The 25,300-nt window shown below is 40.0% G+C and carries 23 protein-coding genes and 1 riboswitch; of the genes, 19 read left to right on the top strand and 4 right to left on the bottom strand.

From position 1 onward, the window contains the following. From GPL15_RS11240 to GPL15_RS11270, 7 genes are read left to right on the top strand one after another with little or no spacing between them, the layout of a single operon-like run. Positions 1–1,068 (top strand): glycosyltransferase family 4 protein, encoded by a 1,068-nt coding sequence (locus tag GPL15_RS11240; protein ID WP_215698768.1) that lies wholly within the window; start codon positions 1–3, stop codon positions 1,066–1,068. Positions 1,069–1,080: 12 nt separating this feature from the next. Next, complete coding sequence (locus tag GPL15_RS11245; RefSeq protein ID WP_215698769.1) at positions 1,081–2,100, top strand: glycosyltransferase; 1,020 nt, start codon at positions 1,081–1,083, stop codon at positions 2,098–2,100. 9 nt (positions 2,101–2,109) lie between these two features. Continuing rightward, on the top strand, positions 2,110–2,625 hold the full coding sequence (locus GPL15_RS11250) for a serine acetyltransferase (RefSeq protein WP_215698770.1): 516 nt from the start codon (positions 2,110–2,112) through the stop codon (positions 2,623–2,625). Positions 2,626–2,639: 14 nt separating this feature from the next. Then, the gene (locus GPL15_RS11255; protein ID WP_215698771.1) at positions 2,640–3,821 is read left to right on the top strand and encodes an O-antigen ligase family protein; all 1,182 of its coding nucleotides are present in this window, start codon (positions 2,640–2,642) and stop codon (positions 3,819–3,821) included. 13 nt (positions 3,822–3,834) lie between these two features. Then, complete coding sequence (locus tag GPL15_RS11260; protein ID WP_215698772.1) at positions 3,835–5,871, top strand: glycosyltransferase; 2,037 nt, start codon at positions 3,835–3,837, stop codon at positions 5,869–5,871. Positions 5,872–5,879: 8 nt separating this feature from the next. Beyond that, positions 5,880–6,992, top strand: coding sequence for a radical SAM protein (locus tag GPL15_RS11265; RefSeq protein WP_215698773.1), 1,113 nt, complete (start codon positions 5,880–5,882; stop codon positions 6,990–6,992). Beyond that, the gene (locus GPL15_RS11270) at positions 6,976–8,436 is read left to right on the top strand and encodes a flippase (RefSeq protein ID WP_215698774.1); all 1,461 of its coding nucleotides are present in this window, start codon (positions 6,976–6,978) and stop codon (positions 8,434–8,436) included. Before GPL15_RS11265 ends, GPL15_RS11270 begins: the two co-directional genes overlap by 17 nt. Before the next feature lie 61 nt (positions 8,437–8,497). On the opposite strand, the gene GPL15_RS11275 is transcribed toward GPL15_RS11270, so the two are convergent. After that, on the bottom strand, positions 8,498–9,193 hold the full coding sequence (locus GPL15_RS11275) for a GntR family transcriptional regulator (RefSeq protein WP_252198322.1): 696 nt from the start codon (positions 9,191–9,193) through the stop codon (positions 8,498–8,500). 687 nt (positions 9,194–9,880) lie between these two features. On the opposite strand from GPL15_RS11275, the gene GPL15_RS11280 reads away from it, so the two are divergent. The 10 genes from GPL15_RS11280 (at position 9,881) to GPL15_RS11325 (ending at position 18,902) form a co-directional block, all read left to right on the top strand. After that, a complete protein-coding gene (locus GPL15_RS11280; RefSeq protein WP_215698776.1) occupies positions 9,881–11,128 on the top strand; it encodes a 2-hydroxyacyl-CoA dehydratase in 1,248 nt (415 codons plus the stop codon). Between the two features lie 2 nt (positions 11,129–11,130). Next, entirely contained in the window at positions 11,131–12,252 is a 1,122-nt protein-coding gene (locus tag GPL15_RS11285; protein ID WP_215698777.1) for a 2-hydroxyacyl-CoA dehydratase family protein, read from the top strand. Between the two features lie 215 nt (positions 12,253–12,467). After that, positions 12,468–12,959: a kinase gene (locus tag GPL15_RS11290; RefSeq protein ID WP_215698778.1), complete on the top strand. Its 492-nt coding sequence runs from the start codon at positions 12,468–12,470 to the stop codon at positions 12,957–12,959. 111 nt (positions 12,960–13,070) lie between these two features. After that, positions 13,071–13,946 (top strand): VanZ family protein, encoded by an 876-nt coding sequence (locus GPL15_RS27990; RefSeq protein ID WP_215698779.1) that lies wholly within the window; start codon positions 13,071–13,073, stop codon positions 13,944–13,946. Between the two features lie 122 nt (positions 13,947–14,068). After that, positions 14,069–15,061, top strand: coding sequence for a hypothetical protein (locus GPL15_RS11300; RefSeq protein WP_215698780.1), 993 nt, complete (start codon positions 14,069–14,071; stop codon positions 15,059–15,061). Positions 15,062–15,075: 14 nt separating this feature from the next. Further along, positions 15,076–15,987 carry a CehA/McbA family metallohydrolase gene (locus GPL15_RS11305; RefSeq protein WP_215698781.1) on the top strand — a complete coding sequence of 304 codons (912 nt, stop codon included), beginning with the start codon at positions 15,076–15,078 and terminating at the stop codon, positions 15,985–15,987. A 52-nt stretch (positions 15,988–16,039) separates the two neighbouring features. Further along, the gene (locus tag GPL15_RS11310) at positions 16,040–16,489 is read left to right on the top strand and encodes a histidine phosphatase family protein (RefSeq protein WP_252198313.1); all 450 of its coding nucleotides are present in this window, start codon (positions 16,040–16,042) and stop codon (positions 16,487–16,489) included. Between the two features lie 482 nt (positions 16,490–16,971). Then, positions 16,972–17,316 (top strand): helix-turn-helix transcriptional regulator, encoded by a 345-nt coding sequence (locus tag GPL15_RS11315; RefSeq protein WP_215698782.1) that lies wholly within the window; start codon positions 16,972–16,974, stop codon positions 17,314–17,316. Next, positions 17,303–18,241 (top strand): ImmA/IrrE family metallo-endopeptidase, encoded by a 939-nt coding sequence (locus GPL15_RS11320; protein WP_215698783.1) that lies wholly within the window; start codon positions 17,303–17,305, stop codon positions 18,239–18,241. The genes GPL15_RS11315 and GPL15_RS11320 overlap by 14 nt, the downstream gene beginning before the upstream one ends. 1 nt (position 18,242) lies before the next feature. Then, on the top strand, positions 18,243–18,902 hold the full coding sequence (locus GPL15_RS11325) for a hypothetical protein (RefSeq protein ID WP_215698784.1): 660 nt from the start codon (positions 18,243–18,245) through the stop codon (positions 18,900–18,902). 89 nt (positions 18,903–18,991) lie between these two features. Here GPL15_RS11325 and GPL15_RS11330 read toward each other — a convergent pair whose 3' ends face one another. From GPL15_RS11330 to GPL15_RS11340, 3 genes are all read right to left on the bottom strand, one after another. After that, positions 18,992–19,795 carry an alpha/beta hydrolase gene (locus tag GPL15_RS11330; RefSeq protein ID WP_215698785.1) on the bottom strand — a complete coding sequence of 268 codons (804 nt, stop codon included), beginning with the start codon at positions 19,793–19,795 and terminating at the stop codon, positions 18,992–18,994. Between the two features lie 142 nt (positions 19,796–19,937). Then, positions 19,938–20,765 carry a hypothetical protein gene (locus GPL15_RS11335; RefSeq protein ID WP_215698786.1) on the bottom strand — a complete coding sequence of 276 codons (828 nt, stop codon included), beginning with the start codon at positions 20,763–20,765 and terminating at the stop codon, positions 19,938–19,940. A gap of 192 nt (positions 20,766–20,957) precedes the next feature. After that, a complete protein-coding gene (locus tag GPL15_RS11340) occupies positions 20,958–23,735 on the bottom strand; it encodes an Ig-like domain-containing protein (RefSeq protein WP_215698787.1) in 2,778 nt (925 codons plus the stop codon). Positions 23,736–23,901: 166 nt separating this feature from the next. Beyond that, a riboswitch (cyclic di-GMP riboswitch) is annotated at positions 23,902–23,992 on the bottom strand. Positions 23,993–24,187: 195 nt separating this feature from the next. Between GPL15_RS11340 and GPL15_RS11345 the strand changes: the two genes are divergently transcribed. Further along, a complete protein-coding gene (locus GPL15_RS11345; RefSeq protein ID WP_215698788.1) occupies positions 24,188–24,628 on the top strand; it encodes a TrkA family potassium uptake protein in 441 nt (146 codons plus the stop codon). Further along, a complete protein-coding gene (locus GPL15_RS11350) occupies positions 24,625–25,296 on the top strand; it encodes an NAD-binding protein (protein WP_215698789.1) in 672 nt (223 codons plus the stop codon). The genes GPL15_RS11345 and GPL15_RS11350 overlap by 4 nt, the downstream gene beginning before the upstream one ends. Positions 25,297–25,300 lie beyond the last annotated feature (4 nt).

Below are 25,300 nucleotides of genomic sequence, written 5' to 3' on the forward strand. Positions count from 1 at the left end.
GTGAAAGTCTTAATGATAGGAAATCACCCATCCGTACATGGCGGAATTACGAGTGTAATAGACCAATTATTAACACATGATTGGGAAAAAGATGGAATAAGTATGAGTTTTATTCCTTCGTATAATGGTGGGAATGTGGTAAATAAAATTATGTTTTTCGCATCTGCGTATCATAAAATAAAGAAATATGTAAAAAAGCAAAAACCCGATGTAGTTCATATTCATATGTCTCATCATGGTAGTTATGAACGGGCATATTTAATTTATAAATTGTGCAAAAAAAATAATATTTCGATAGTAGCACATCTGCACGGTTCAGAATTTCAACAATACTTCTATGGTTGTATTAAGAAAAAGAAAGAAAACATTTCTGCATTTTTTGAAGGATGTTCAACGATAATTGTATTGGGTGAAGAATGGAGAAATTTCATTTCTTCAATTGCCGTTAAAGCTAAAATAACTGTTTTAAATAATACAGTATGCATTCCAGAATATACGACTGAACAGCCAGAAGATGTTATAGATTTTCTTTTTTTAGGGGTTTTGTTTAAAAGAAAAGGAGTTGCGGATTTACTTTCGGCGGTAGTCAAGGTTGTAGAATCTGGGGTAATAGGGAACAAACGAGTAAAGTTTAATATAGCGGGTACCGGACCTGAAGAGGTGATACTGAGAGAATACGTTGCTAAAAATAAACTTGATAAGTATGTGAATTTTTTGGGTTGGATAGCTGGTGAAGAAAAAATAAAACAATTGTCCAAAAACCAAGTATTCGTCTTACCATCTTATAATGAAGGGTTACCGGTTTCTATTTTGGAGGCATTAAGTTTCGGTATGCCAGTAATTAGCACGCAAGTAGGAAGTATAAGTGAAGTGGTAATGGAAGCGGAGAATGGTTTTTTGGTTGAACCAGGAGATATTGAAGGTATTGCAAAAGCAATTACCGAGATGATTTTTAACTATACGTTAAGATGTAGAATGGCTAAGCAAGCAAGACGCATTGCAGAAACTAGATTTAACGAGGAATCATATTTTGAGAGATTAGCCCAAATTTATATAGAAAGCAGATAAGGGTGCTATAGAATGGAGAACACTTTAGTATCAGTTATTTTACCTATTTATAATGTTGAAAAGTATCTTGATATATGCATAAAATCAGTTGTAAATCAAACTTATAAAAATATAGAAATAATACTCGTCAATGACGGGTCTAAAGATACGTCTCCATTGATTTGTGATAGTTGGTCTAAAAAGGATGATAGAATTCATCTTATAAATAAAGCTAATGCAGGGCTTGGAATGGCAAGAAACAGTGGATTAGATGTTGCACATGGGAAATATGTAGTATTTGTTGATTCGGATGATTTTATTGAACATAATGCTATTGAAAAACTACTTGGTGGGTTAGGTGCCTCTGATACAGCCTTTTGTGGACATTATAATTATTATGATGATGAGCATATAGAAAAATTACCAATTCGTTATAAAGGTCAGATGTACTCTGGTGAAGATGTTCAGAAAAAGATTCTATTGGAAATGATGGGGGCACTCCCTAATGATCCGGTCGATACTATGTTGCCTGTTTCAGTGTGGCATGGTATTTATTCAATGGATATAATTAACCGAAATAATATTCGATTTCCATCAGAGAGACAATTTATATCAGAAGATATGATTTTTGATATTGATTACCTCTCAAATTCATACGGAGTATCATTTCTTGATGAGTGTTTATATTATTATAGAAAAAACAATGCGGATTCATTAACGTCTGTGTATAACGAAGAAAGATTTACAAAGGAAATTATCCTATATAAAGAGATTTGCAGAAAACTTAGTTTGAGCATGAAAGAGCAAGATTACATCCTGAGAGTGCAGCGTACATTCTTAGGAAGGGTAAGATCCTGCATTGTTAGAGCTGTCAAACAGAGTGATAATCCGAGGAGAGAACTAATTAGAATCTGTGATAATGCAGAGGTAAGAGAAGTTTTGAGGAACTATCCATATAGAAAAAATAAAGTTACATTAAAAGTTTTCAATTTTTGTATGGAGCATAGACTTATTTGGGTATTACAGCTATTGATTCTAATAAGAGAAAATTAGGGACTGTATATGGATAAAACAATAGAAAACGAAAAACAACTATATTTCAAAGATAAAAAACAGTTTTTTATAAGCAGATTAACCAATGAACATAACTACTTACTATGGAAATATGTGTTTTATCTTAGAAGAGAAGAAAGAGCAAAATACAAGTTTGCAAAGTATTATTATAGAAGAAAAAAAAATAATTTAGGTGCTGAGCTTGGGATTCTTATTTATGCTGGAACTTGTGATTCTGGTTTACATATTTGGCATTATGGTTCTGTAATAATAAGCGGATACGCTAGAATAGGACGGAATTGTAGCCTTCATGGACAGAACTGCATTGGAAACAATGGAAAAGATATAGAATCACCAATTATTGGGAATAACGTTGATATTGGAGTAGGCGCTGTGGTTATTGGTAATGTGTATATAGCGGATAATGTAAAAATTGGAGCAGGTGCAGTTGTTACAAAAAGTTGTTATGAGAAAGGTGCAGTACTTATAGGTGTCCCCGCTCAAATTAAGAATAATAAAGATTAAGGCAGAAAAATAACATGAAAAGACAAGTTAATTGTACCTTGAAAATTAAAATAGACGATATAATGCTATTTTTGATGTTTGCTGGCCTAAATCGTGTTTTTTGGAATGAAGCCAGTGTAACGACAAGGGTACGTTTGTACATTTGTGTTATATTGACATCTTATTTGCTGTTAAAGAATTGTTTGAAATATATCAAAGAGCAAGCAAGTTCTTTGCCATTTATATTTACAATACTAATATCAGGTATTATAAATTATGGGATAGATAAGGATCTTTTAGGTACTATTATAGTATGTACCTTTATTTTTGATCTTTTCGGTATTACAAGCAGATATGCTCGGCGGTTTGGTGTAAAAGCATTAATGGATAAAGTTTACTATTTTTCATTAGTTTTCTTACTTGTAAATGATGCCAGTGTACTTTATGCAGGAAGACTCACATCCTCTATAAGCAGTGATCAAGCTGCGGTAATGTATTTTTCTGGCAACAAGTTTGCAGTAGTATTTTTACATATGATTTATACATTCTTGTTCTGTTGTTATCAGGATGAGAAGTTGAATAATAACTGGGAGGCTAGGATTAAGTTTATTTTTCTGGGCGTGTACAATATATTTTTCTGTCTGTATATGAACTGTGGTACGGGCTTGATTGGCTGTATATTAATTATGATTTTGATTTTCTTTAAGAAGAATCTAAAGTATTTTATCTGTAAACCAATTACATTTGTTATTTCACTAATTGCGTTAAACTATTTATTTATAGGAACTAATATGTTATTGGCTAATTCTGTTATACAAAAATTTGTTCTTATGATAGGTAAAGATCTGACACTAACGGGACGAATAGCAATATATCCTCAATTGACATATATAATTCGTGAGAGTATTTTAATAGGTTATGGTGATTCAAGTCAGGTTGTTATGCGGGTAGTAGGATATGGAAATGCGCAAAATGGAATCTTTCATATTTTAATTCAATACGGTGCTATTGGTGCATTAGCTTTTATTTATTTATGTTATCAAACTATATTAAATGCAAAGAGAAAAAATGTGGATTATGCCTATCCAATTTTTGCATACATTATTAGTATGGTGGTGTGCTCTCTTGTAGAAATATGCTTTAGTTACAACTTTTTGTTTGCTATAGCATTGCTTAATGTTATTGGAGTGTATTATACAAAACAAGAAAATGTGTAAGGAGTATAAAGCTATGAAGAATAAAGAAGGCGGTCTAGCGAGTATAATTGTGCCCATATATAAAGTTGAAAAGTATCTTAGAAAATGCATTAATAGTATCCTTTTGCAAACATATAGAAATATAGAGATTATTCTTGTTGATGACGGTTCACCTGACGCATGTGGAGCAATTTGTGATGAATATAGGCAGATAGATTCAAGGATTACTGTTGTTCATAAAGTGAACGGCGGGCTGTCTGATGCGAGAAATGAAGGCTTAAAATATTCACATGGTGAATATATCTTTTTTGTTGATAGTGATGATTGGCTTGATGCAGATTACTGTAATGCGGCAATATATGACCTAGAAAGCAATAATGCTGATGTTGTTGTATTTGGCTATAATAAGGTTAATGAAGAAAACAATTTAGTTGAGGTATGCTGTGCACTTATGCCTCAATATTTATCAAAAGTAGAAGCTCTCCGTGGATTAATAGAAGGTAAAATTGATAATTATGCATGGAATAAAGCCTATCGTAAAAAAGTATTTAATGGAATAAAGTACCCAATTGGTATGCTATGGGAGGATATTGGAACCACTTATCGAGTATTTGAGCAGTGTGAAGCGATATATATAGCGAATAGAGTAACATACAATTATTTGATTCGTAAAGGTGGTATAACTGGAATGCATTCATTTAAAGCTGATATTGATATTTTTATTCAGAGAAAAGATCAGTATAACTTCTTGAAGGATAGATATCCAGATATGGCAATGATGGCATTACCGGTTCTGGTTGATTCGGCGATTCAAGCTTATATTCATATACCTGAAAAACAAGAATATTTGGATATACTTAAAAAAGTCGAGGCATTTTTGTTGAATAATAAGAGAGATATTTGTGTACTGTGTAGAAATAAAACAAAAATAGCAGTTTTCTATACTAATCATAAAATGTTTAGAAGAATAGCAAGACTTGCATTAAATTACCGGAGAAAGCAGTCTGTGATGATTTCGTTTAATCAATTAATGACTAAAAGTATTAGCAAAATTACAAGAGTGGTAAAGCAAGTAAATAGTAAAGGAGATATAAATAAACTTTGGAAAGATAGTAGGAATAAGATATATATAATTGGGACCCCAGATCATGATAATCTTGGAGATCATGCAATTGCGCTGTCAACACAACAATTTTTGGAAGAACATTTTTCTAATTATGAGGTTATTGATGTAACCGAAGAGGAATATTGGAAATATCGTGATAGTTTGATTAAACGTGTTAATACAAAGAAAGATCTTATTGTTTTACAAGGAGGAGGAAATCTGGGTAATCAGTATATGTATATTGAAAATATTCGTAGGGATGTGATTAAACATATTGAAGCTGTTCAATTTTTATTCCCGCAAACGATGTTCTTTACCGAGACGGCCAAGGGGTATAAAGAATTAGAAAAAACAGAAAAGCTATATGGACAAAATGCAAATCTTACCTTGTTTGCACGAGAAAGAAAATCTTTTGAAATGATGAAGAGGTCTTTTCCGAATAATAAAGTATATTTGATACCAGATATTGTTTTACGATATCGTATCCCAGAAATTAAGAACGATAGGAACGGAATACTGCTGTGTTTGAGACATGATAAAGAATCAGCTTTGGGATTAACTCAACGAGCGGATATTAAGAGAAAATGTTTGAAGTATTGTTCTGATATTAGATATACTGATACATGCGTTAGGTCGTGTATTACTAAAACAGAAAGAATAGGAGCAGTTAATCAGAAACTGACGCAATTTGAAAACTCAAAGGTTGTTGTTACAGATAGATTGCATGGGATGGTTTTTGCAGCATTGACAAAAACTCCTTGTATTGTACTTGCAAACTATAATCATAAAATTCATGGGGTTTATGAATGGATATCTAATTTGGATTATATTCAGTATTTGAATAATATTAGTCAATTTGATTCAGCAATTAAAGAATTGATAAACTATTGTAAAAGAAAGGAATATAGCTATTCTCTAATAGATTATGAGTGTATAAAAATTATTGAATGTATGCAAGATGGCTAGGAGGATGTATGGAAGAAATTAAACGTTTTTTTGAATGCCTGTTACCAGTTACTGCATGTAATTTAAAATGTAGCTATTGTTATATTATTCAGCGCGATAATAGAAATATGAAAATTCCTGAATTGAAGTATTCGCCCGAGAGGATAGGTGCAGGTCTTTCTCAAGAAAGACTAGGTGGAATTTGCTATTTAAGTATTTGCGGAGAAGGAGAAACATTAATACCAGAAGAAATAGTGCATATTACATATGAGATATTAAAACAGGGGCATTATGTAAATCTCACTACCAATGGTACGATTACAAAGCGGTTTGATGAATTAATGAAATTACCAATTGAATATAAGGAACGACTTCATTTTGCGTTCTCATTGCATTATCTTGAACTTAAAAGAACGGAAAAATTGAATGAATTTTATTCTAATGTTAGGAAAGTAAAAGAGAATGGGTGTTCTTTTTTAGTGCAACTTAATCTCTGCGATGAATATGAGCCTTATTTAGATGAGATATCAGAGATATGTAAGAAAGAAATCGGAGCACTTCCTCAATTAGCTGCTACTAGAAAAGAAAATAATTTGTCGAACGATATTGAACTAATGACCTCGCACACTGCAGAAGAATATTTAGAAATTGGAAAAAAATTTGATTCTCCACTCTTTGATTTTACAATGAAGAATTTTGGAAAAAAACAGATAGGATATTGTTATGCTGGAGATTGGAGTGGTCAATTAAACTTGGCTACAGGTAAATTTTCACGTTGCTATGCTTCGCGGATAAAACAGGATATTTTTGCGGATATTAGTAAACCGATAGATTTTTGTGCTATAGGTTCTCATTGCCGATCACTTTTTTGTATGAATTCCAGCCACTTCCTGGCTCTTGGTATGATACCTACTCAGTATAAAGATATTACTTATGCGGGATTACGAAATAGAGATGAGGCACATTGGTATTCTGATAAGATGAACCATACTTTAAGAATAAAGTTGCAACATAACAATCCAGAATATGATTTGAAAATGAAATTGAAAACTGAATTATATGCCATTGCCGAAGCCAGTTTGGATATAGCGTATAAAATGAAATGGCTTCTTAGAAAAGGTAACAATGATGCGAAAAGGTAATGCAAAGTCAAATTATATTTATAGCGTAGCCTATCAGATGCTTACAGTATTGACACCACTATTAACGGCGCCATATTTGGCTAGGGTCATAGGTGCTGATGGAGTGGGTATTTACTCATATTTTAACAATATAGCTACATATTTTGCTATGTTTGCCATGCTTGGATTAACAAATTATGGAAATCGTTATATTGCCCGTGTACGTGATAATCAAAGTGAGTTGAATTATATTTTTTCAAGCATCTATTACATGCAAGTCGTGCTTGGAGTAATTGTATCGATTTTTTATATCCTGTATACACTTTTTTTAGTTCAAAATAATCAGATCGTTAGATGGATACTATTTTTACCTGTTTTATCAACGTTAATAAATCTGACTTGGTTTTATTGGGGATTAGAAGACTTCAGTATAACTGTAACGAGAAGTATAGTGATAAAGCTTATTACACTAGTTTCAATTTTTACTTTTGTTAAAGAGAAAGAGGATATCTGGAAATATTGTTTAATTTTATCTGCTGGAACGTTTATTGGAAATATTCCTTTAGTTTTGCTATTGCGACAATATGTAAGACTAGTTAGAGTTGATTATAGAGACATAATAAAACATATTAAACCCAATCTGGTTTTATTCATTCCAATACTGTCAGTTAGCGTTTATCGAACTATGGATAAAATGATGCTGGGATGGCTTAGCACATATAGTGATGTAGGCTATTATGAAAATGCTGATAAGATAATAAATATTTGCTTGGGATTTATTAATGCATTAGGACAAGTTATGTTGCCTAAATCTGCTAATCTTATTGCTAATGGAAAAATAGAAGAAAGTAATAGATTAATTGTTAAGTCATTCAATTTTTCTTCACTCTTTTGCGCAGCAATGGTGTTTGGGATAATTGGTGTTGCGGACGTTTTTGTTCCAGTATTTTTTGGCATGGAGTTTCTGACAACAATATGGATCATGCAATTGTTAGCACCAAATCTTTTTTTGCTTGCATGGGGAAATGTTCTTAAAACACAATTATTGATGCCACGTGGGAGAGATAAGACATATATCACAGCGACATTAGCTGGAGCAATTGTTAATGTCATTATCAATTTGTTACTAATACCTAGTTTAAAGGGTGTAGGAGCTGCAATTGGTACAATTTCTGCAGAATTAATAAGTTTATTATATATTTTGTGTGCTGTTAAATTGGACTTTTGCCTGAAATCAGTTAGTACATCTCTGAAATATATTTTATCTGGTTTGATTATGATGGTTATTATACTTGTAGTTAAAAAGTCGGTAACAATTTCAATTAGAGGTCTCATAATACTGGTAATAATAGGTGCACTTGTGTACATTGTAGAGTGTATAATAATGATGCTTATGAAGGATCGGCTTTTATTAGAAATTGAAGGCATCCTTCGAAAAATAATTCGAAGGATAATGCGATCATAGAAAAAGTGTTATCACATAATAGTAATATTTTACCTATAATAATCTTTGGTGTCCCATTTCCTCACCTCAAAAAATACCTCGGATAAGCCTCCTTCGCCATAAAACTCATATCCAACACCTGCTCCAAATGAACCGTAAGCGCCTTCTGCGCCCCCAGCAGATCATGCTGTCCAACTGCATCCAGGATTGCCTGGTGCTGCTGGATCAGTGACGGCATTTTATGGGCGAATGGAATCTCAAAATTCTTCCACCGTTTCACCTGAAGCATAGGTTCTTCGATCACCTTCAAAATGGTCTGTTTTTTCAATCCCTTCAATATCAGCTCATGAAATTCATCATCCAGACAGGAAAATTCAGATTCATACTTATCGCGGTCGATAAAGGCCCTTTGCTTTACCATATTAGCCTCCATCTGCTTAATAACCTGATTCAGCGTCTTTTTATCCAGGTATTCAAACAACCCAAAGATCGCCTCTTTTTCCACGCAGGTTCTAAGATGCATCAGATCTCCGATATAATCCGTATCCAGATAGCTGACAAATGTCCCCCGCTGCGGGTAAACTGCGGCCAGATTCAGTTGCACCAGCCGGCTGATGACAGCCCGTATGGTAGAGCGGGTGCAGGAATATTCGGAACAGAGCTGGTGTTCACTGATTTTTTGTCCCGGCTTTAAATCAAGATCAAGGATTCTGTATTTAATATTCTGAAATATTTCTTCAACAGGTATGGGCGGACCTTCCTTAGGCATATATTCCATCAATTATTCCCTCATTTCCAAATCAAATAATAAATGTGCAAAGTTAATTAATAAATGTGCAAAATCAAATAATAAATGAACAAAAGAGCAGGCTTGAATATTCATTGCCATTATCTTTCTGCCCTTTTATGCAGCGTGTCTGGTTCCAGCATAAAAGTGACAGAGGGCAAGAACGCCATCATTAGAACCAGAATTATATATAGTACGTCCTTGAGACAAGGCGCCATTGCATTGTAACATTGAAAGATATTAATATACATAAGAGTATACAATAGATTTTCTCAGAAAGCCAGACTTAGAGAGCCAAACACAGAAAGCCAGATATAGAGAATCAACCTCAGAGAACCAACCCCATAGAACCAACCCCAGAAAGCCAAACATAGAAATCCAACCCCATAGAACCAACCCCATAGAACCAACCCCATAGAACCAATCCCAGAAAACCAATCCCAGAGAACCAAACCTAGAAAACCAATCCCAGAAAGCCAGACATAGAAAATCATACATAGTAATTCCCACATAAAAATCCCACCCCACTCATAGAAAGTTCTGAACCATAATTTTCGTTGGATAAGCAATAAAAACAAGCCCATTTTCCCACTTCCGCAGTTGAAAAAAATTTAACAATATGGTATTCTATAAGTATAAAACTTGTCGACAAGTAAACAAGATCAGGAGGAATATTTCATGGGAGAGGAAGTCAAAAAACCACGCCGTCCAATCGACCCGAATTCAGCAAAATATAAACTGAATCAGATCGTGGCAAAACAAAAACAGGATGTATGGGACGCAAAAGAGAGAGGGGAAAAGATCGGCTGGTGTGCCAGCAACTTTCCGGTAGAGATTATTGAGACATTGGGATTGTATGTCTGCTATCCCGAGAACCACGGAGCGGTTATCGGAGCAAAGGGAGGCGGAGAACGTCTGTGTTCCAGCGCGGAAGGACAGGGCTATTCCAACGATCTCTGCGCCTATGCCAGAATCAATTTTGGATATCTGAAAGAGAAATCCGCCCCGGAAGAAGAGATGCCGATGCCGGATTATGTGCTCTGCTGCAACAACATCTGCGACTGTATGTTTAAATGGTACGAGAACCTGGCGAGGGAGTGCAATATCCCGCTGTTTTTCCTGGATATCCCCTTTAATCAGGATTATGAAGTTTCAGAAGCTACCAGAGATTATGTAAAAGGCCAGTGGTGGGATCTGGTTGCCGAGCTGGAAGAATTTCTGGGTAAAAAATGGGATGATGAGAAGTTCAAAGAAGCCATGTATAACAGCAAACGTTCCAGCCAGGCATGGCTCGAAGCCTGCTACTGCGCGGAACACCAGCCGTCGCCATTTAATGGATTTGACCTGATGAACCATATGGCGGTTGCCACCGTTGCCAGAGGTAAAAAAGAAGCTTATGAGGCATTTGAACTTTTGATTTCTGAATATAAGAAAAATATTGCCGAAGGAACCAGTACATACCGTGTGGAAGAGAAATACAGGATCATGTTTGAAGGAATCGCCTGCTGGCCGTATTTAAGAGCCACGTCTTCCGCTTTGAAGGAGAGGGGAATCAATATGGTTTCCACCATTTACGCTCCTGCATTTGCATTTATTTATGATGATTTCGACGGTTTGATCGATGCATACTGCACCACGCCGAACGGAGTGTGCCTGGAACATTCCAGAGACTTACGGGCGGATCTTTGCAAGAAAACACATACGGAAGGACTTTTGGTCCACACCAACCGTTCCTGTAAAGCATGGAGCGGCAGCAACTACGAGATGACCCGCCAGGTAGGCGAACTCTGCGGCATCCCGGTGGTGGCATTTGACGGAGATCAGGCAGATCCCCGCAACTTCTCAGAAGCCCAGTATGTGACCAGGGTCCAGGGCCTTCAGGAACTGATGGATGAAAACAAGAAAATGAAAGAGGAGGGCAGATAGTGATGGCAGATAAAAAGGAGTTATTCTCACGTTTTCATGAAATTGCTGTTTCTCCTAAAAAGCAGATGGAGAAATATCAGGAGCAGGGAAAGAAGATCGTCCTCTGCGTTCCCGGATATACGCCGGATGAAATCGTACATTCCATGGGCATGGTTCCTATGGGCACATGGGGAGCCGACCTTCAGTTAAAAGAAGCAAAACGTTATTTCCCCGCATTTATCTGCAGTGTTCTGCAGTCTGTGCTGGAACTTGGAATTACCGGCGAGTATGAAGGGGCCTGCGCTATTTTGATCCCTCATCTGTGCGATTCCCTGAGAAGTATCGGACAGAACTGGAAAGTTGCCGTTCCGTCGATTCCATTTATCCAGATGAATTACCCTCAGAACCGTAAGATCGAAGCCGGAAAGAAGTTTACAAAAGCCGGATACCAGAGAGTGATTTCCGATCTGGAAAATGCCTCAGGCCTTACATTTTCCGATGAGGAACTGGCAAAATCCAATGATATTTACAATGAGCACAATGCGGTTATGCGTGAATTTGCAGAACTGGCAAAAACCCGCAGCATGACGGCCCAGGAGCGGAACGACGTGTTCAAAAGCGCCTATTTCATGCTGAAAGAAGAACATACCGCAATGGTACGCGAATTAAATGAAGTCTTAAAAGCGGAACCCGAGGACGCCTCCAATAAGATCAGGATCGTGACTTCCGGCATTTTAGCGGACAGCCCGGCGCTTTTAAAAATCCTGGATGACAATAACATGAAGATCGTGGCCGACGATGTGCTCCACGAATCCAGACAATACAGAACGGATGTAAAACCGGCGGAAACAGCGCTTGACGGACTGGTTAATAAGTTCTCCGAGATGGATAACTGTTCTCTGTTATACAACCGCTATAAAGGCCATGTGGATTATGTGGTGAATCTGGTGAAGGAAAATCAGGCCGCAGGTCTATTGATGATTATGACCAAGTTCTGTGATCCGGAAGAATTTGACTATGTATTCGTAAAGAAATTATGCGAGGAGCAGGGCATTTCCATGATTTCCGTGGAAGTTGACAGGCAGATGGTTCATTACGAACAGGCTTCCACCATGATCGAGAGCTGGAAGGAAATGATGATGTAATGAAATGATGATGTAAACATGATAGAAAATCCCATCATTTTATAATCCCCGGCGTCGAAACGCGCCCCCTTTTTCCGCGTCTGAAACCGGCAGAACGGCTATACACCGTTCTCTGGCTTTGGGCGCGGTTTATTTTATACAGAAATTCCCCCTCCTTGCCTGGAATTTTCCCGGCTCTTGTTGTAAAATAAGAAGAAATGGGGCGGAGGAAAATTATGTCAGTTTTAATCATACTGCGGGGCAATTCAGGCAGCGGAAAATCGAGTGCGGCCAAAGCCCTTCAAAGAAAAATCGGAAGAAATACCCTGATAATTCCCCAGGATACAATCAGGCGCGAAATGCTGTGGGTAAGGGACGGGAAAGATACGGCCGCCCTGCCTTTGCTGATCGATCTTTTGAAATATGGGAATACACACTGCGAATATGTCATTCTCGAAGGCATTTTATATGCCGAGTGGTACAAACCGCTGTTTGAAGCGGCAGTAGAGATATTTGAAAACCGGATTTTCGCTTACTATTACGACATTCCGTTTGAGGAGACATTAAGACGGCACGAAACCAAAGAAAAGAGGTTTGAATTCGGAGAAGCGGAAATGCGCAGATGGTGGAAGGAAAAAGACTATATCGGAATCATTCCGGAAAAGATATTGAAAGAGGATATTTCATTGGAATGCGCTGTGGATATCATTTTACGCGATGTTTTATAATGAAGTGCCATTAATGCTTGAAACACGAGTGCAGCCAATGAATAATAATAACCAGTGCGTACCTGGGTTGGTGTAAAAGTATAGCTGGTGTACTTGTAGGAAGGAACCTGAATGACGAATAGATACATGCTTAAAAGGCTTCTGCTGCTTGCGGCGGTAATTGGATGGATGATGGTGATTTTTTCATTTTCCGCCAAACCCGCCGATGAATCGACACAGATGAGCCATGAAACAGGACGAATTGTAGCGCGGATCATCAACAGAGATTTTAATGACTGGAGTGTGGAAAGCCAGAGCAGCTATGTGGAACGCATCGATTTTGCAGTGAGAAAGTCCGCCCATGCAGCGGAATATGCATTGCTGGGCCTGCTTTTGTTTTTGACGGCGGCTGAATGGGCAGGATATTTGAAAAAATGGGGCTGGCTGGGGAAACACCGCGGCCTTATGGCCTGGCTGGCCGGAACCGGTTATGCCGCCAGTGATGAGTTGCATCAGTATTTTGTACCCGGACGGAGCTGCCAGTTTACGGATGTTCTGTTGGACAGCGTCGGCGTTCTGGCAGGTATCATCCTGTGCGCGGTTTTGATTAAACTAGCATCAGCGCGTCTGTATTACATGATCGGCTTTGTTGTGTTGATGGCTGTGGAAATCTATATAGCAGTATGTGTCCACGACCAGTTTATCCGGCCATATATAGGGGATGTGCTGGTTGTGGCTGTTCTGTACTGTTTTATCAGAATGATCATACCTGATGGGATCAAACATCTGCCGTTCTATTTATTTTTGTTCGCAGCAGCAGTGGAAGTGGGGCAGTATTTCGACCTGGCATCCATGATGGGATTAGGAAACAGCCGGATTGCCAGAATTATTCTGGGCTCCACCTTTGACTGGAAAGACATCGCCTGTTATGGGGCGGGATGTCTCATCCTCTACGTGTGGGAGCGGCGGAAATGTGTCTGTTCACACTTCCCTGAAGGTGGAGAGTGAACAGTTGCTGAAACAGCAGCGCAGTGATATAAAAGGCCATGATTTAGTTGCTATTTTTTACGAAAGTTATTAGAATAAATAATATGTGGAGATAAAGAGTAAACGGAGAAGGAGGGAACAGGATGAACAAAAGAAAAAAGTGTGGATTTTCAGCAATTCTGGCTGCGGCTCTGATCATTACAACTGCGATGCCGGCATGGGCTGAAAAGGAGGAACGGACACCGGTGGGCGAGGTCTGTCTGTCATTTGCTTCCGACATCGAGGCAGGGGAAAGCGGCGGCAGCGTGGATGTCAATGTGGAATCAGGCCCATGTGAAGTGGACAGCGTGGAGATCGTCGGCGAGAAGGAAGTTTGGTCAGGAGGGGATAAGCCTAAGATTAAGGTCTATTTAAGCGCTGAGAATGGATATTATTTTGCGAAAACAGGGAAAAATATGTTTGGGCTGATCGGTGAAGACGCTAAATACGTGAGCGCCCACACCAAAAATGACAAAGAGACGCTGGTTTTGACCGTAAGGCTGGACGAACTGGAAGCGGGAGATATTTTTGTCAGCGGTTTAACCTGGGATGCCGTCGTCGGCCATGCCAGTTGGGAACCGGCGGATGGAGCGAAGAAATATCGTGTAAGACTGGTACGGGGAAATACAAGCCTTGGCTCAATCTATACCACCACGGAAACAAGCTATGATCTGTCCGGCCTGATTGACCGGGAAGGCGTTTATTATTTCAAGGTTCAGGCAGTGGATGGAGGGAATAATGCCGGTGACTGGATCGAATCACCCAGCCTGTACGTAAAGAAGGAAAATATACCGGAAATCAAAGAAAACAGTGCTGCGGTGAAGCAATCAACAGCACCGGGCCCCGGAACCGGTAAGTGGGTTCAGGACGAAACCGGATGGTGGTATCAGAATGCCGATAACAGCTTTCCTGTTAACTGCTGGCAGAAGATCAACAATGAATGGTATTCATTTGACCAGCGCGGTTATATGCAGACCGGATGGGTGTGCTGGAATGATAAATGGTATTACTGTGATTTAGAAAGCGGCGCCATGTGGGCCGGAACAACAACCCCGGACGGCCATAGGGTTGGAAATGACGGGGCTAGGGCGGATTAAGAGAGAAGGTACTTATGAAAAAATCTTATTTTCCAGAAAAAGGCTTGTGGTTAAAAGGCAATTTACATAGCCATACCACCGTATCAGACGGTGTTTATACGCCTCAGGAGATCGCAGAATTATATGCATCCCATGGATATGACTTCTTTTCCATGACAGATCATAACGTGTTTGTGTCCCACGAAGAAGTACCTCAGAGCCGTATGCTGCTGCTGACCGGCGTGGAGCATGATATCGTATATCACGAAGGAAAATGCACTCATATCGTAGGAACCGGAATGCCGGGAAAAACAGAAACCGGTTATGAATGCCGGAAATATACAAAGGAAGAACGGTCAGACCAGCAGCTCATCGATATGATGCTGGAAGACGGGCAGTTCGTTGTAATCGCACATCCGGTATGGTCACGCATGACGCCGGAGGAGCTTTTGAAGCTGAAAGGCTTTCATGGGTTTGAAGTTTGGAATCATGGGATAGAAAAACTGGCTCATGGCGGACATGCTGAAGTATACTATGATCTGCTGCTACAAAATGGAATGCGCATTTTTGCTATGGCCAGTGATGATACTCACGAAACTTATGATGTTTTTGGAGGCTGGATTTGTGTGAAAGCGGCAGAACGGAGCTGGGCGGCCATTATGGATGCTCTGTTTGCAGGGGCATTTTATGCCTCCGGCGGGCCGGAAATTCTGGATTATGGGATGGACGGGGATGAAGTGTATGTGGAGTGTTCCGACTGTAAAGAAATCCATGTGATCAGTTATCCCCCAAGAGGAAAGTCCTATTTTGCCCCGGAAGGAGAAGTACTTAACGGGATCTCCTTTAAAAGAACAGGAAGGGAAAGCTATATCCGCGTGGAATGTATTGATAACAATGGAAGGGCGGCATGGACGCAGCCCATCTATTTTGAAAATTCAGCCCATTGATTTAGAATAATAGTTCTTAAAATATAACTTCGTAATAAAAAGGAGGATTGGTATGAGAATTATTATTGTGCGTCATGGTGATCCAACGCATTATACAATCGACTCACTTACGGAAAAAGGTAAAAGAGAGGTGGAATTTCTCTCGGAACGGCTTATAAAACTTGATGTGAAGGAATTTTATGTATCCCCTCTGCGCCGTGCAAAAGAGACAGCCGCTGCAACGCTGGAAAAAATAAACAGGACAGCCATTGAGTGTGAGTGGCTGAGAGAATTTTCCCCCAAAATAAAACACCCGGATAGTCCTAAGGAGGCTCCATTTGCATGGGACTGGCTTCCCCAGGACTGGACCCAGGATGAGCGGTATTACCGTTACGATGAGTGGGCGAATACAGAAATAATGAAGTCTGGAGGCGTGGATAAAGAAGTTAAATGGGTAACGGATAATCTGGATAAAGTCATTGCCGAACATGGTATTATGGTGATATCTCCCACTTATATGTGAAGGGGGAAGAATTGTCATTTTCAGCAAGATTTTGTGAAACTTATGATAATATGGACGAGCGGCATGATTAAACGGATCATCTATAAAACACATAAAATCCCCTGTCCCCTCAATCACGAGGGGCAGGGGATTTTATGTGTTTTATAGATGATTCATTATTAATTTTCAATTTTCACTCTCCTAAAATGTATTTTCCAACCCAGCCATATAATCGTATCCCGTCATAGAACCGTCATTTATGTGATACGAAACTATCAAATATTATGCAGGAGTATGCGGTAGACAGGAATCTGAATCGGATGAAAAGCTAAATGAGCTTACTAAAGCAGTTGTAAGCATTGCGGAATTTTATTGATGCGTTAATATTTTTGTCAAAATGGGCAGGCTATGAGTATAATAATGTTAGAATATTTCCTGAAAGTTTGACATTAATAGGAGAAAATGTTAAAATAACTAACAAGTGTATTCTTAGGAGGATTATCATGAAAGAGTTTAATGTAAAGAAATTTTGTAAAGATTTAATTGCTTTGCGAGGAAAAGAATCTCAGACAGAATTTGCAGAAAAACTTGGAATTAAAAGACCTACATTGTCCTTATTGGAAAATGGTAAGCAGATGCCTACATTTGATATCTTCAGCCGCATCTGCAATATGTCTGGGAAAAATACAGATGAGTATTTTACAGAATCAACAACAGATTCATTGGTATATCTGATGGGAAGTCTGGATGAAGCGGATAAGATCAAAATTAAGGAAATGGCTGAACGCATTCGTATCAAAGAGAAATATGAATTGTTGGCAAAGAGAGGTAGCTATGTTATCGATTGAAGACAGTGAATTATTTGAACAATATTATCAGAATGAATATGACTTTAATACAGATTCCCTTTCGATGGATGAGATTGCTGATATAAAAAGACTTGCTAAGGAAAAGAGGGTGGACTATGCTCAGGCTCCAATTGGAACGGGTGTATTTAGCTGGATTCTTAATCAAAGCAGTGATATTCGTTTTGAGTTAGTGCCATTTGATTCAAATAAAATTGATGGTATGTTATATATTCCTACAACTGGAATGGAGCGTGCATACATTATTCTGAATGCGAATAAGCCACTGGCAAATCAAATTTTTACAGCGGCACACGAGTTCTATCATTATATAAAAGATTATCAGAAATTTAAAGAAAGTCCATACATTTGTGATTTCAGTATGTTAAAGGATGTTAATGAAAAGAAAGCCAGCAGATTTGCAGCAGAGATTTTATTGCCGGAAGGAGCTTTATATCAGGAGGTAAATGAATACTGCCGTTCCAGATATATTACTGATATTAAGAATATGGGCTTCAGCGAAGTGGCAGCTTTGATTATTATTTTGACCGTAAAATACCAGATGCCACTGAAAGCGGTGATATATAGACTTATAGAAGAAAAATGTATTGACAGTGTTGATAGATATATTGATCAGTATGACTTTATTAAAAAGGTGCTTCAGGAAATAAAGATATTTAAAAAGCGTGTTAATGAGTTATACAGTAAAGAAAATAATTATGCACTTCCATACAGTTCAACGTATCAGGATATGGAAAAGGCATTTTTGACAGGCAATGCTTCGAGAGAGAATATACTGGAAGATGCTGCAACGCTAAAGCTGGATATGAACCTCATTAATGATTTCCTTTCAGAGAATACAGAATTAGACGATGATGATAATGATGATGAATTGTTTTCAATGATAAATGCAAAGCGGAGGCAGTAATATGATAACACCACTAAAGAAAAACGCTTTACATAATTTACTAAATAAACCGATTTTGTTTGACGCCAATATATTTATGGTGGGGATATCGGATCGGACATCAGATAAGAATTGCTCATTTGAAAATATGAAGCGGCTATATATTAAACCATTATTTGAAAGTTTTACAGATATTTATATTCATGAAGAAGTATATAAAGAATTAGATGGAGATTCCAGAACCTTTTTAAACGAGTACAAAGGGAAAAATGTGACAGTTGTAAGCGAAGGCGATTTGTATGATAAAGATCCGAAATATATTACTATTTTTAACAGCATAGCAAACCATGAATTGGTAAGATATGAGCGTGGCCGTTCAAAGGATCGTGGGGAGGTATACAGTTTGGCCTATGCTGCGTATTACAACATGAACTATTTCTGTTCAAAGGAAATTATGGTCGATAATGTGGCCAGAGAATTAGAGGCTTTAGAAAATGTAGATATTATAACCTTTGATATTATCTTGCTCCAGGCATATGTATATTATGCCCTGCAAAATGATAAATCAAATAGCAAAGGATTGAAATCGATTTACAAAAAATACTGTGCAGATGTAATCCGAAGACATAATTTACCTGCAACCTTTAGTGAATATATTAAATCCTCATTGGACTATTTATAAAAATAGAAATGTGGAATCCCCCACACCCTCAATCCTGAGAGGCAGGGGATTTTATGTATCTGATCTTTCTTAAATCCTGTTTTTACACCTTAAATCCTATTTTTCACCCATCCAATCACATCCTGTATCACCTCATCCCGGCAGTATTCATTGAATATCTCATGGAAAAGGCCGCCGTAAATCTTCATCTGTTTATCAGTGGAAGATGCGGATGCGAAAAAATCATAGGTATCCTGAACGCTCACAAGCCCGTCTTTTTCCCCGTGAAGCATGAGAACCGGATACTTGAAATTCTCCATGTTGGAAGCGAACCAGTCAAGGCCGCTGCAGATCGCGTAGCAGAGGCCGGTGGTAAATGTCTTTGTATTATAAGGATCTTTTCCATACCAGTCCACTACTTCGGCAACGGAGCACACTCCGGCGCCTAATTCATTTGGAAGCTGGGTATGAGGATCTAACCCTTTTGGAACACCGGTGATCAGGCCGCCGTTGTCCTTTACAAGAGCTCCGCTGGTGATGATGCCTCTCAGCTTTTTATCCGTGTATTTGGCTCCGTAAAGGGAGACGGTAAAACCGCCCATGCTGTGTCCGATTAAGAATACGGGAATGTCCGGATTTTCACGGATTGCCATATCCACGACTACATTGGTATCGTCCAGCAGTTCATTAAAATCCTCGTAATAGGTGCGCTCACCTTCGGAACGGCCGTGGCCCCGGTGGTCAAAGCGGTAGGTTCCGATACCTGCTTTGTGGAACAGGCCGGCAAAGTAATCGTAACGCCCCTGGTGTTCGCAGAGCCCATGGACGATGACGGCCACAGCCTTGCAGGAATCGGGCAGTTCCTTGTTCAGATATAGTTTTGTGTTGTCATAAGAAGATATTATTTCTCCCATGCGTAAAACCCCCTTTTTATATTTTATACCCTTTCAGGTATCGTTTCTCACAAGATCAGGGAGGATGTCGGAAGACGTCCGCCCGGTTTATGACCGGTTTATCACCAGGTAGTTGTCAAGCTCATGACACGCTTTCACTTTCTTATAATCCTACGGCGCTTAGTATGACTGCAAACAATACAATAGCCAGCAGAAGGAGAATCAGAAAAAATAAACCAACTAATTTCACAATCTTTCCTGCCTGGGCCGAACCTTGTTCTATTATTTTTCCTAATGTCTGATTCAGTTCATCAAAAGCCTGCTGGCCAAATTCTTCAGCAATCCAATTCGGATTATATTTGCCGTTATTGTTATCATAGGTATAGCTTTTGGATATTTTAACGGAGTTTTTGGTAAGTTGTCCGCTGTTATTATATTTCCTATAATCGTAATAAACGGTAAAAAAGGACAGGATTGGGATGATGGATGCATATTCATCTTTTATGTGAAGAAAATAGACATCCAGATTATCTACAACCGTTAAAGGTTTGGTGATTTGTGCAATCTGTCTGTCACCATCATAGATTGACACATAATTGTTTCTTCCCTTATCGAGGCTGTATCCCAGGTAAACCTTTCCTGAATTCTCAATGCAGAATTTGATGTCAAACATACCATTCTGCATGATATAGAAAGATCCTTCGCCGTCATTTTTGCCGACAATTTCATACTGCCCAAAACGCTGTTCCTTTGTCAGCAGATATTTATAAGGAATGGATTCCTCCACAAGATTATCAATGAATTTATAACGTGTAGTATATATTGTCTCACCTGTAGGATTAGAAAAAGTGAGTTCCCTTAAATTTTCCGCATTAAACGGCAAAGAGAGATTCATCCATGGAGCTTTCGCCTGAAAAAGCAGTTGACCGTCCCAGGACACTTCAAATAAATTTTCCGCATTCGCTTTTACTTGTTGTATTGTAACCAGCATAGTTTAATCCCTTCTGCAAATAACATTTCTCCAAACTTCCGCCAGCGGTGCACCGCACGCTTTCACAGCTTCTATCCTTTCCCCAATTATACCATTATATAGGAAAATGCGATAGATAATTCGGCAGTTATCTATCGCATTTACTATACAATTAAAATCGAAATACGTTAATTACTATACGGACACATTACCCTATGGAATCCATACTCCATTCTCATCCACCCGGAATCCATCCGGCGTCAGGGTATCGGTCAGCAAAGCGCCTTTTGTCCTGCCTTCCTCACCGCTGAAATAATACCATTTCCCCAAAATCTGATGCCAGCCTGTATACATAGATCCGCGGCGTCCGTCAGAACGGTCATGGAGGAAGTATTTGTTTCCGTTAACGGCCAGCCAGCCGTCGGCCATATAGCCGGAACTGTTAAAGTAGTACCAGTCATATGAGCTTTGGTATGGCAGGTATGCCCATTGGGAGGATGGATAAGTTCCGTTTCCGTAACTATACCACCAGCCGTTTGGATCGGAAATCCAGCGTCCCTCCGGCCCTTCACTGGCGGAACCGCCGGAAGTGTCTTCAGAGCCTGCGACAGGGTCCTTTTGCTCTGGAACATCCGATTTTGGATCTGGTTCGTCTCCTTTTTCATCATCTTCGTCACCGGTGATTTTTTCCGTATACTTATATCCGAGGACAAAGGGGCTGAAGTTCTCCACAGTCATCTTGATTCCCTGTTCCGTCATTTCAAATGGAACAAAATACGGCTGGCCGGAGGAGGGGATGTGAAGAATTGAGATTTCATAACGGTCAGGATTGGTTCTCATATCTTCAACCGGATATTCAATTGTGAAGGTGGAGCCTTTTCCCTCTGCCTCCTCCCCTGTGGATACATCGATCAATTTGATTTCCATAGGAAGAATGGTGGTATGTTCGTCAAACTGAGGATGTTTTTCCAGTTCTTCATCAATGGTTTCCAGGATATCAGGAGTTACCTTTTTGGCAACCAGAATATAGCCGGTTTCATCCGGGGCCAGTTCAGGAATCAGGGAAGCGGCGGGTTCTTCTACCGTCAGCTCAAAGCTGTCTGAAGCAAGCCGGTATTCTATGGACTGTTTATATGCGGTAATCGTTGTTTTGCCCGCTTTTTTCAGCGTGATCTTTCCTGATTCGTCAATTTCGGCGACGGATGGATTACTGCTGGTGTAATGGATCTTGAGAGCCTCTTCCCCGCCCGTTACATCAGGCGTGAATTCCGGCTCGCCTAAGGTTTTTTTTACCCTGTTTTCTGACGGTGTTTCGATAACCAGAGGGGGTTGATCCTTCAGCAGAACTTCTTCCAGGGATGCAGTGATTTCTTTGCCGCCTTCCAGACCAGTTATGACTGCCGTATCCATTTCATCTCTCTCGATTTCGGTTCCGTCAATGGCTGCGGAGGTAAAACGGTATCCTTCAGGAGGGGCCAGGGCCAGTTCATCCAGTGTACCGCTGTCGAATATCAATGCAGTTTCGGAATTGAGGTTCAGAATTATTTTTCCGATGGATGCCGAGGCTCCGAAATCAATATAGCCCTCCGGTAAAAAGAGCAGGCCCTCTATTCCTTCGTCCGCAGTCTCGTCTAATACGGAGTTTATGAAGGTGTATTGAATGGTTCCGATATTGATATGGAGATCGTCTTCCGGATTAGTCCTCTCTTCGCCTACATAACAACCGGCTCCGATGATGGAAAATTCTTCTGTAAACCAATGAGTTCCATTGACCGTGCAGGAATCCAAGGTTACATCTATGCTGTCTATATTGAAATTAAAACTTCCCTGGTAAACGCCTCCCGCCTGTATGCTGGCAATATTGCTGTTTTTGGCATAAATGCGGATGTTTCCCGTATCGATATTGGCCTCGGCAGTGGCATCGGAGGCGCCCAGTATATCGCCTTCAATTGTGCTGTCGTACACTTCTATATTAATCGATTTACAGGTTCCATTCTGGTGTCTGTCCCGGACGCCGTTAATCAAATGGCTTCCGCACAGGCCGTCTCCCAACACAATATGGCTGTTTCTAACCAGAATCTCCGAACTGCCAAGGGCGGCATTTACCCCCGAATAGCTGATATAGCTGCCTCCTGCGATCATATCCAAATCCAGTGTGGAGTTAATGATTGATAATTCGGTTGCTTTTATTGACACATCGGAATCTTTGGAATAGTTATCCAAATGTGCCCCGCAGTAAATCTGGTTAAAACAGGGATCGGTCAATTCCGCATCTTCAATGGTCAGTTTTGATGTTCCGTCAACCCTGGCTGTAACTCCGGGTTCCGTCACCCAGGCGCCGCCGGAGCATTCGGAGAACTTCCCGCCCCTTATGGTAAGATCGGTTGATGGAACAGATGTGTTCCATCCTCCCCCCGCCAGATTACGCACATGTCCTGCTTCAAAAACCATGGGGATGCCGTTGGCAACTACGGAAACAGGGGAATCCGCTCCGATCTGATAATCTTCCTCTCCTTGTATAATGATCTTGTGGATCCCCTTATCTTTTGGAAATACCACGGTTTCCGAATCGGCCGTGTCTCCCTGGAGATCAATGGTTAAAACCCCGGTGTCTGAACCCAGAGCCTCTATCACATCGGCTATGGATGCATAGTCCCCGTCATTTCCCGATCCCACCACAGCGGTGACGCCGGAGCCGTCGGATAAGAGGCCCAAAGGCATCCGTTCATACATATCATTGATGAGTTCTTCGCCGTTTGAAGGGCTGGCGTCCTCATAAAAAGAATTCTCGTTTTCTTTCTCATTCCCATCCCGCTCATCCTCTTGGATGTCATCTGCCCTGTCTGCATTGGAACTGCTGGCGTATGCGGTCAGCCCCCATGAGCTTTTTCCGCCTTCGCTGCTCTGTGCCGGCGGCAGCATTGGAATGGTGCTGAAAATGAGACACCAGATCATCACCAAAGCGGCCTTTTGCTTCCATATCTTTTTCATATTCTTATCCATCTCCTTTCAGAAATATACGAAAATGTGTCGATAAACGTTCCAGTTACAAAATCTCTGCGCCCCATTGCAGATACCCCGCAGGGCAATCCCCAAAATGGAAAAAGCAGACCCTGCTGCAGTCTGCTAAAGCCCGGTCATGATCTGGCCGGGTAATGGATGCAGCTGGCTGGCTTTTCATATTAATATATGAGGAAGCCCCTTTAGTTTTGCGCCGCCGCCTTTCGACGGGTTTGCCAATTATGTACTTTTCACAATAAATCATGATATACAGTTGCATTTTCGTATATTTACTATAATTTTATTATAACCCGGATCGGATAAATAGCAACCATTATTTGATATAAATGATCTTTATACAATCTTTATACCCGGTTTCATTTTCTTTCTATCATCTTAATGCGGTTTTCATTTACAATAAAGGTGTATAAGGAGGTGTTTTTATGCTGTTTAGAAAGACGAAAACCATTATTATTGTGGGTTCCAGCCGGTTCGGCGCAGGGCTTGCGGGAATGTTGTCTCAAAAGGGTTCCAGGGTGGTTGTGATAGATGTGAAGGAGGATGCCTTCAGAAAGCTGCCGGATGATTTTTCCGGATATGAGATTATCGGTGACGGAACCGATATGGATATATTAAAACAGGCGGGGATTGAGGAGGCGTCCATCGCCATAGCGGCCACCAATGATGACAATACCAATCTGCTGATCGCCCAGATCGCCAGCAGAATCTTCCATGTCCCCAGCGTTTATTCCCGTTTAAACGATAAAAACAAGGAAAAACTGATCCGGGGATTTAACATTAAACCCATCTGTCCATTTGTGCTGTCGGTAAATGAATTCGCCAGGCTGTCCAATGAAGAATATAGGGAGGTCAGCAGCTTATGAAAATAGTAATTGCAGGCGGACGCAATGAGGCGGATTTCCTGATAGGCATGATGCTGGCCGGAAAACATAAGCTGATCGTGATCAATGAGGGCAGAAATTACTGCGAACATCTGTCGTCCGTACATGACATGCCCATCATTTTCGGGGATCCCTGCAAAGAGTATATATTGGAAGACGCAGGAATCAAAAATTGCGATGTCATGATCGCCCTTGGCGACAAGGATGCGGATAATCTGGCTGTCTGCCAGATGGCCAAACGATTGTTTTCAGTTAAGAAAACGGTTTGCACGGTCAGCAACCCAAAAAATGTGGAATTGTTTGAAACCCTCGGAGTGGACCGGGTGATCAGCGCCACCTATATGCTGGCCCATTTCATCGAACAGGCGTCCATGGTGGAAAATATTGTAAATGTGCTGCCGCTGAACACGCAGAAAGTGCTGATGAATGAAATAAAAATCGATTCTTCCTATCCGGTGGTGGACAGGCAGATCATGGAAGTGGATTTTCCCCATAACGCCATTATCAGCTGTATCATCCGAGATGCCCAGGTGATCGTGCCCAACGGCCAGACGAAAATCATGGCAGGGGACCGTCTGCTGGTTTTGGCTACGCCGGAAAATCAGGATGAAGTAGTGAAATTAATTGTGGGAAGCCGCTCTAATGCTTAGAAAT

The organism is Clostridium sp. MCC353 (assembly GCF_018785315.1).
GTDB lineage: Bacteria > Bacillota > Clostridia > Lachnospirales > Lachnospiraceae > CHH4-2.

Bases quoted from the DNA above. Each gene is read 5' to 3' on its own strand.
- GPL15_RS11255 (WP_215698771.1), top strand. From the start codon at position 2,640: ATGAAAAGACAAGTTAATTGTACCTTGAAAATTAAAATAGACGATATA.
- GPL15_RS11335 (WP_215698786.1), bottom strand. From the start codon at position 20,765: ATGCTGGTTACAATACAACAAGTAAAAGCGAATGCGGAAAATTTATTT.
- GPL15_RS27990 (WP_215698779.1), top strand. From the start codon at position 13,071: ATGACGAATAGATACATGCTTAAAAGGCTTCTGCTGCTTGCGGCGGTA.
- GPL15_RS11315 (WP_215698782.1), top strand. From the start codon at position 16,972: ATGAAAGAGTTTAATGTAAAGAAATTTTGTAAAGATTTAATTGCTTTG.
- GPL15_RS11345 (WP_215698788.1), top strand. From the start codon at position 24,188: ATGCTGTTTAGAAAGACGAAAACCATTATTATTGTGGGTTCCAGCCGG.
- GPL15_RS11325 (WP_215698784.1), top strand. From the start codon at position 18,243: ATGATAACACCACTAAAGAAAAACGCTTTACATAATTTACTAAATAAA.
- GPL15_RS11250 (WP_215698770.1), top strand. From the start codon at position 2,110: ATGGATAAAACAATAGAAAACGAAAAACAACTATATTTCAAAGATAAA.
- GPL15_RS11340 (WP_215698787.1), bottom strand. From the start codon at position 23,735: ATGAAAAAGATATGGAAGCAAAAGGCCGCTTTGGTGATGATCTGGTGT.
- GPL15_RS11305 (WP_215698781.1), top strand. From the start codon at position 15,076: ATGAAAAAATCTTATTTTCCAGAAAAAGGCTTGTGGTTAAAAGGCAAT.
- GPL15_RS11275 (WP_252198322.1), bottom strand. From the start codon at position 9,193: ATGGAATATATGCCTAAGGAAGGTCCGCCCATACCTGTTGAAGAAATA.
- GPL15_RS11330 (WP_215698785.1), bottom strand. From the start codon at position 19,795: ATGGGAGAAATAATATCTTCTTATGACAACACAAAACTATATCTGAAC.
- GPL15_RS11265 (WP_215698773.1), top strand. From the start codon at position 5,880: ATGGAAGAAATTAAACGTTTTTTTGAATGCCTGTTACCAGTTACTGCA.
- GPL15_RS11260 (WP_215698772.1), top strand. From the start codon at position 3,835: ATGAAGAATAAAGAAGGCGGTCTAGCGAGTATAATTGTGCCCATATAT.
- GPL15_RS11290 (WP_215698778.1), top strand. From the start codon at position 12,468: ATGTCAGTTTTAATCATACTGCGGGGCAATTCAGGCAGCGGAAAATCG.
- GPL15_RS11270 (WP_215698774.1), top strand. From the start codon at position 6,976: ATGATGCGAAAAGGTAATGCAAAGTCAAATTATATTTATAGCGTAGCC.
- GPL15_RS11245 (WP_215698769.1), top strand. From the start codon at position 1,081: ATGGAGAACACTTTAGTATCAGTTATTTTACCTATTTATAATGTTGAA.
- GPL15_RS11350 (WP_215698789.1), top strand. From the start codon at position 24,625: ATGAAAATAGTAATTGCAGGCGGACGCAATGAGGCGGATTTCCTGATA.
- GPL15_RS11320 (WP_215698783.1), top strand. From the start codon at position 17,303: ATGTTATCGATTGAAGACAGTGAATTATTTGAACAATATTATCAGAAT.
- GPL15_RS11300 (WP_215698780.1), top strand. From the start codon at position 14,069: ATGAACAAAAGAAAAAAGTGTGGATTTTCAGCAATTCTGGCTGCGGCT.
- GPL15_RS11285 (WP_215698777.1), top strand. From the start codon at position 11,131: ATGGCAGATAAAAAGGAGTTATTCTCACGTTTTCATGAAATTGCTGTT.
- GPL15_RS11310 (WP_252198313.1), top strand. From the start codon at position 16,040: ATGAGAATTATTATTGTGCGTCATGGTGATCCAACGCATTATACAATC.
- GPL15_RS11280 (WP_215698776.1), top strand. From the start codon at position 9,881: ATGGGAGAGGAAGTCAAAAAACCACGCCGTCCAATCGACCCGAATTCA.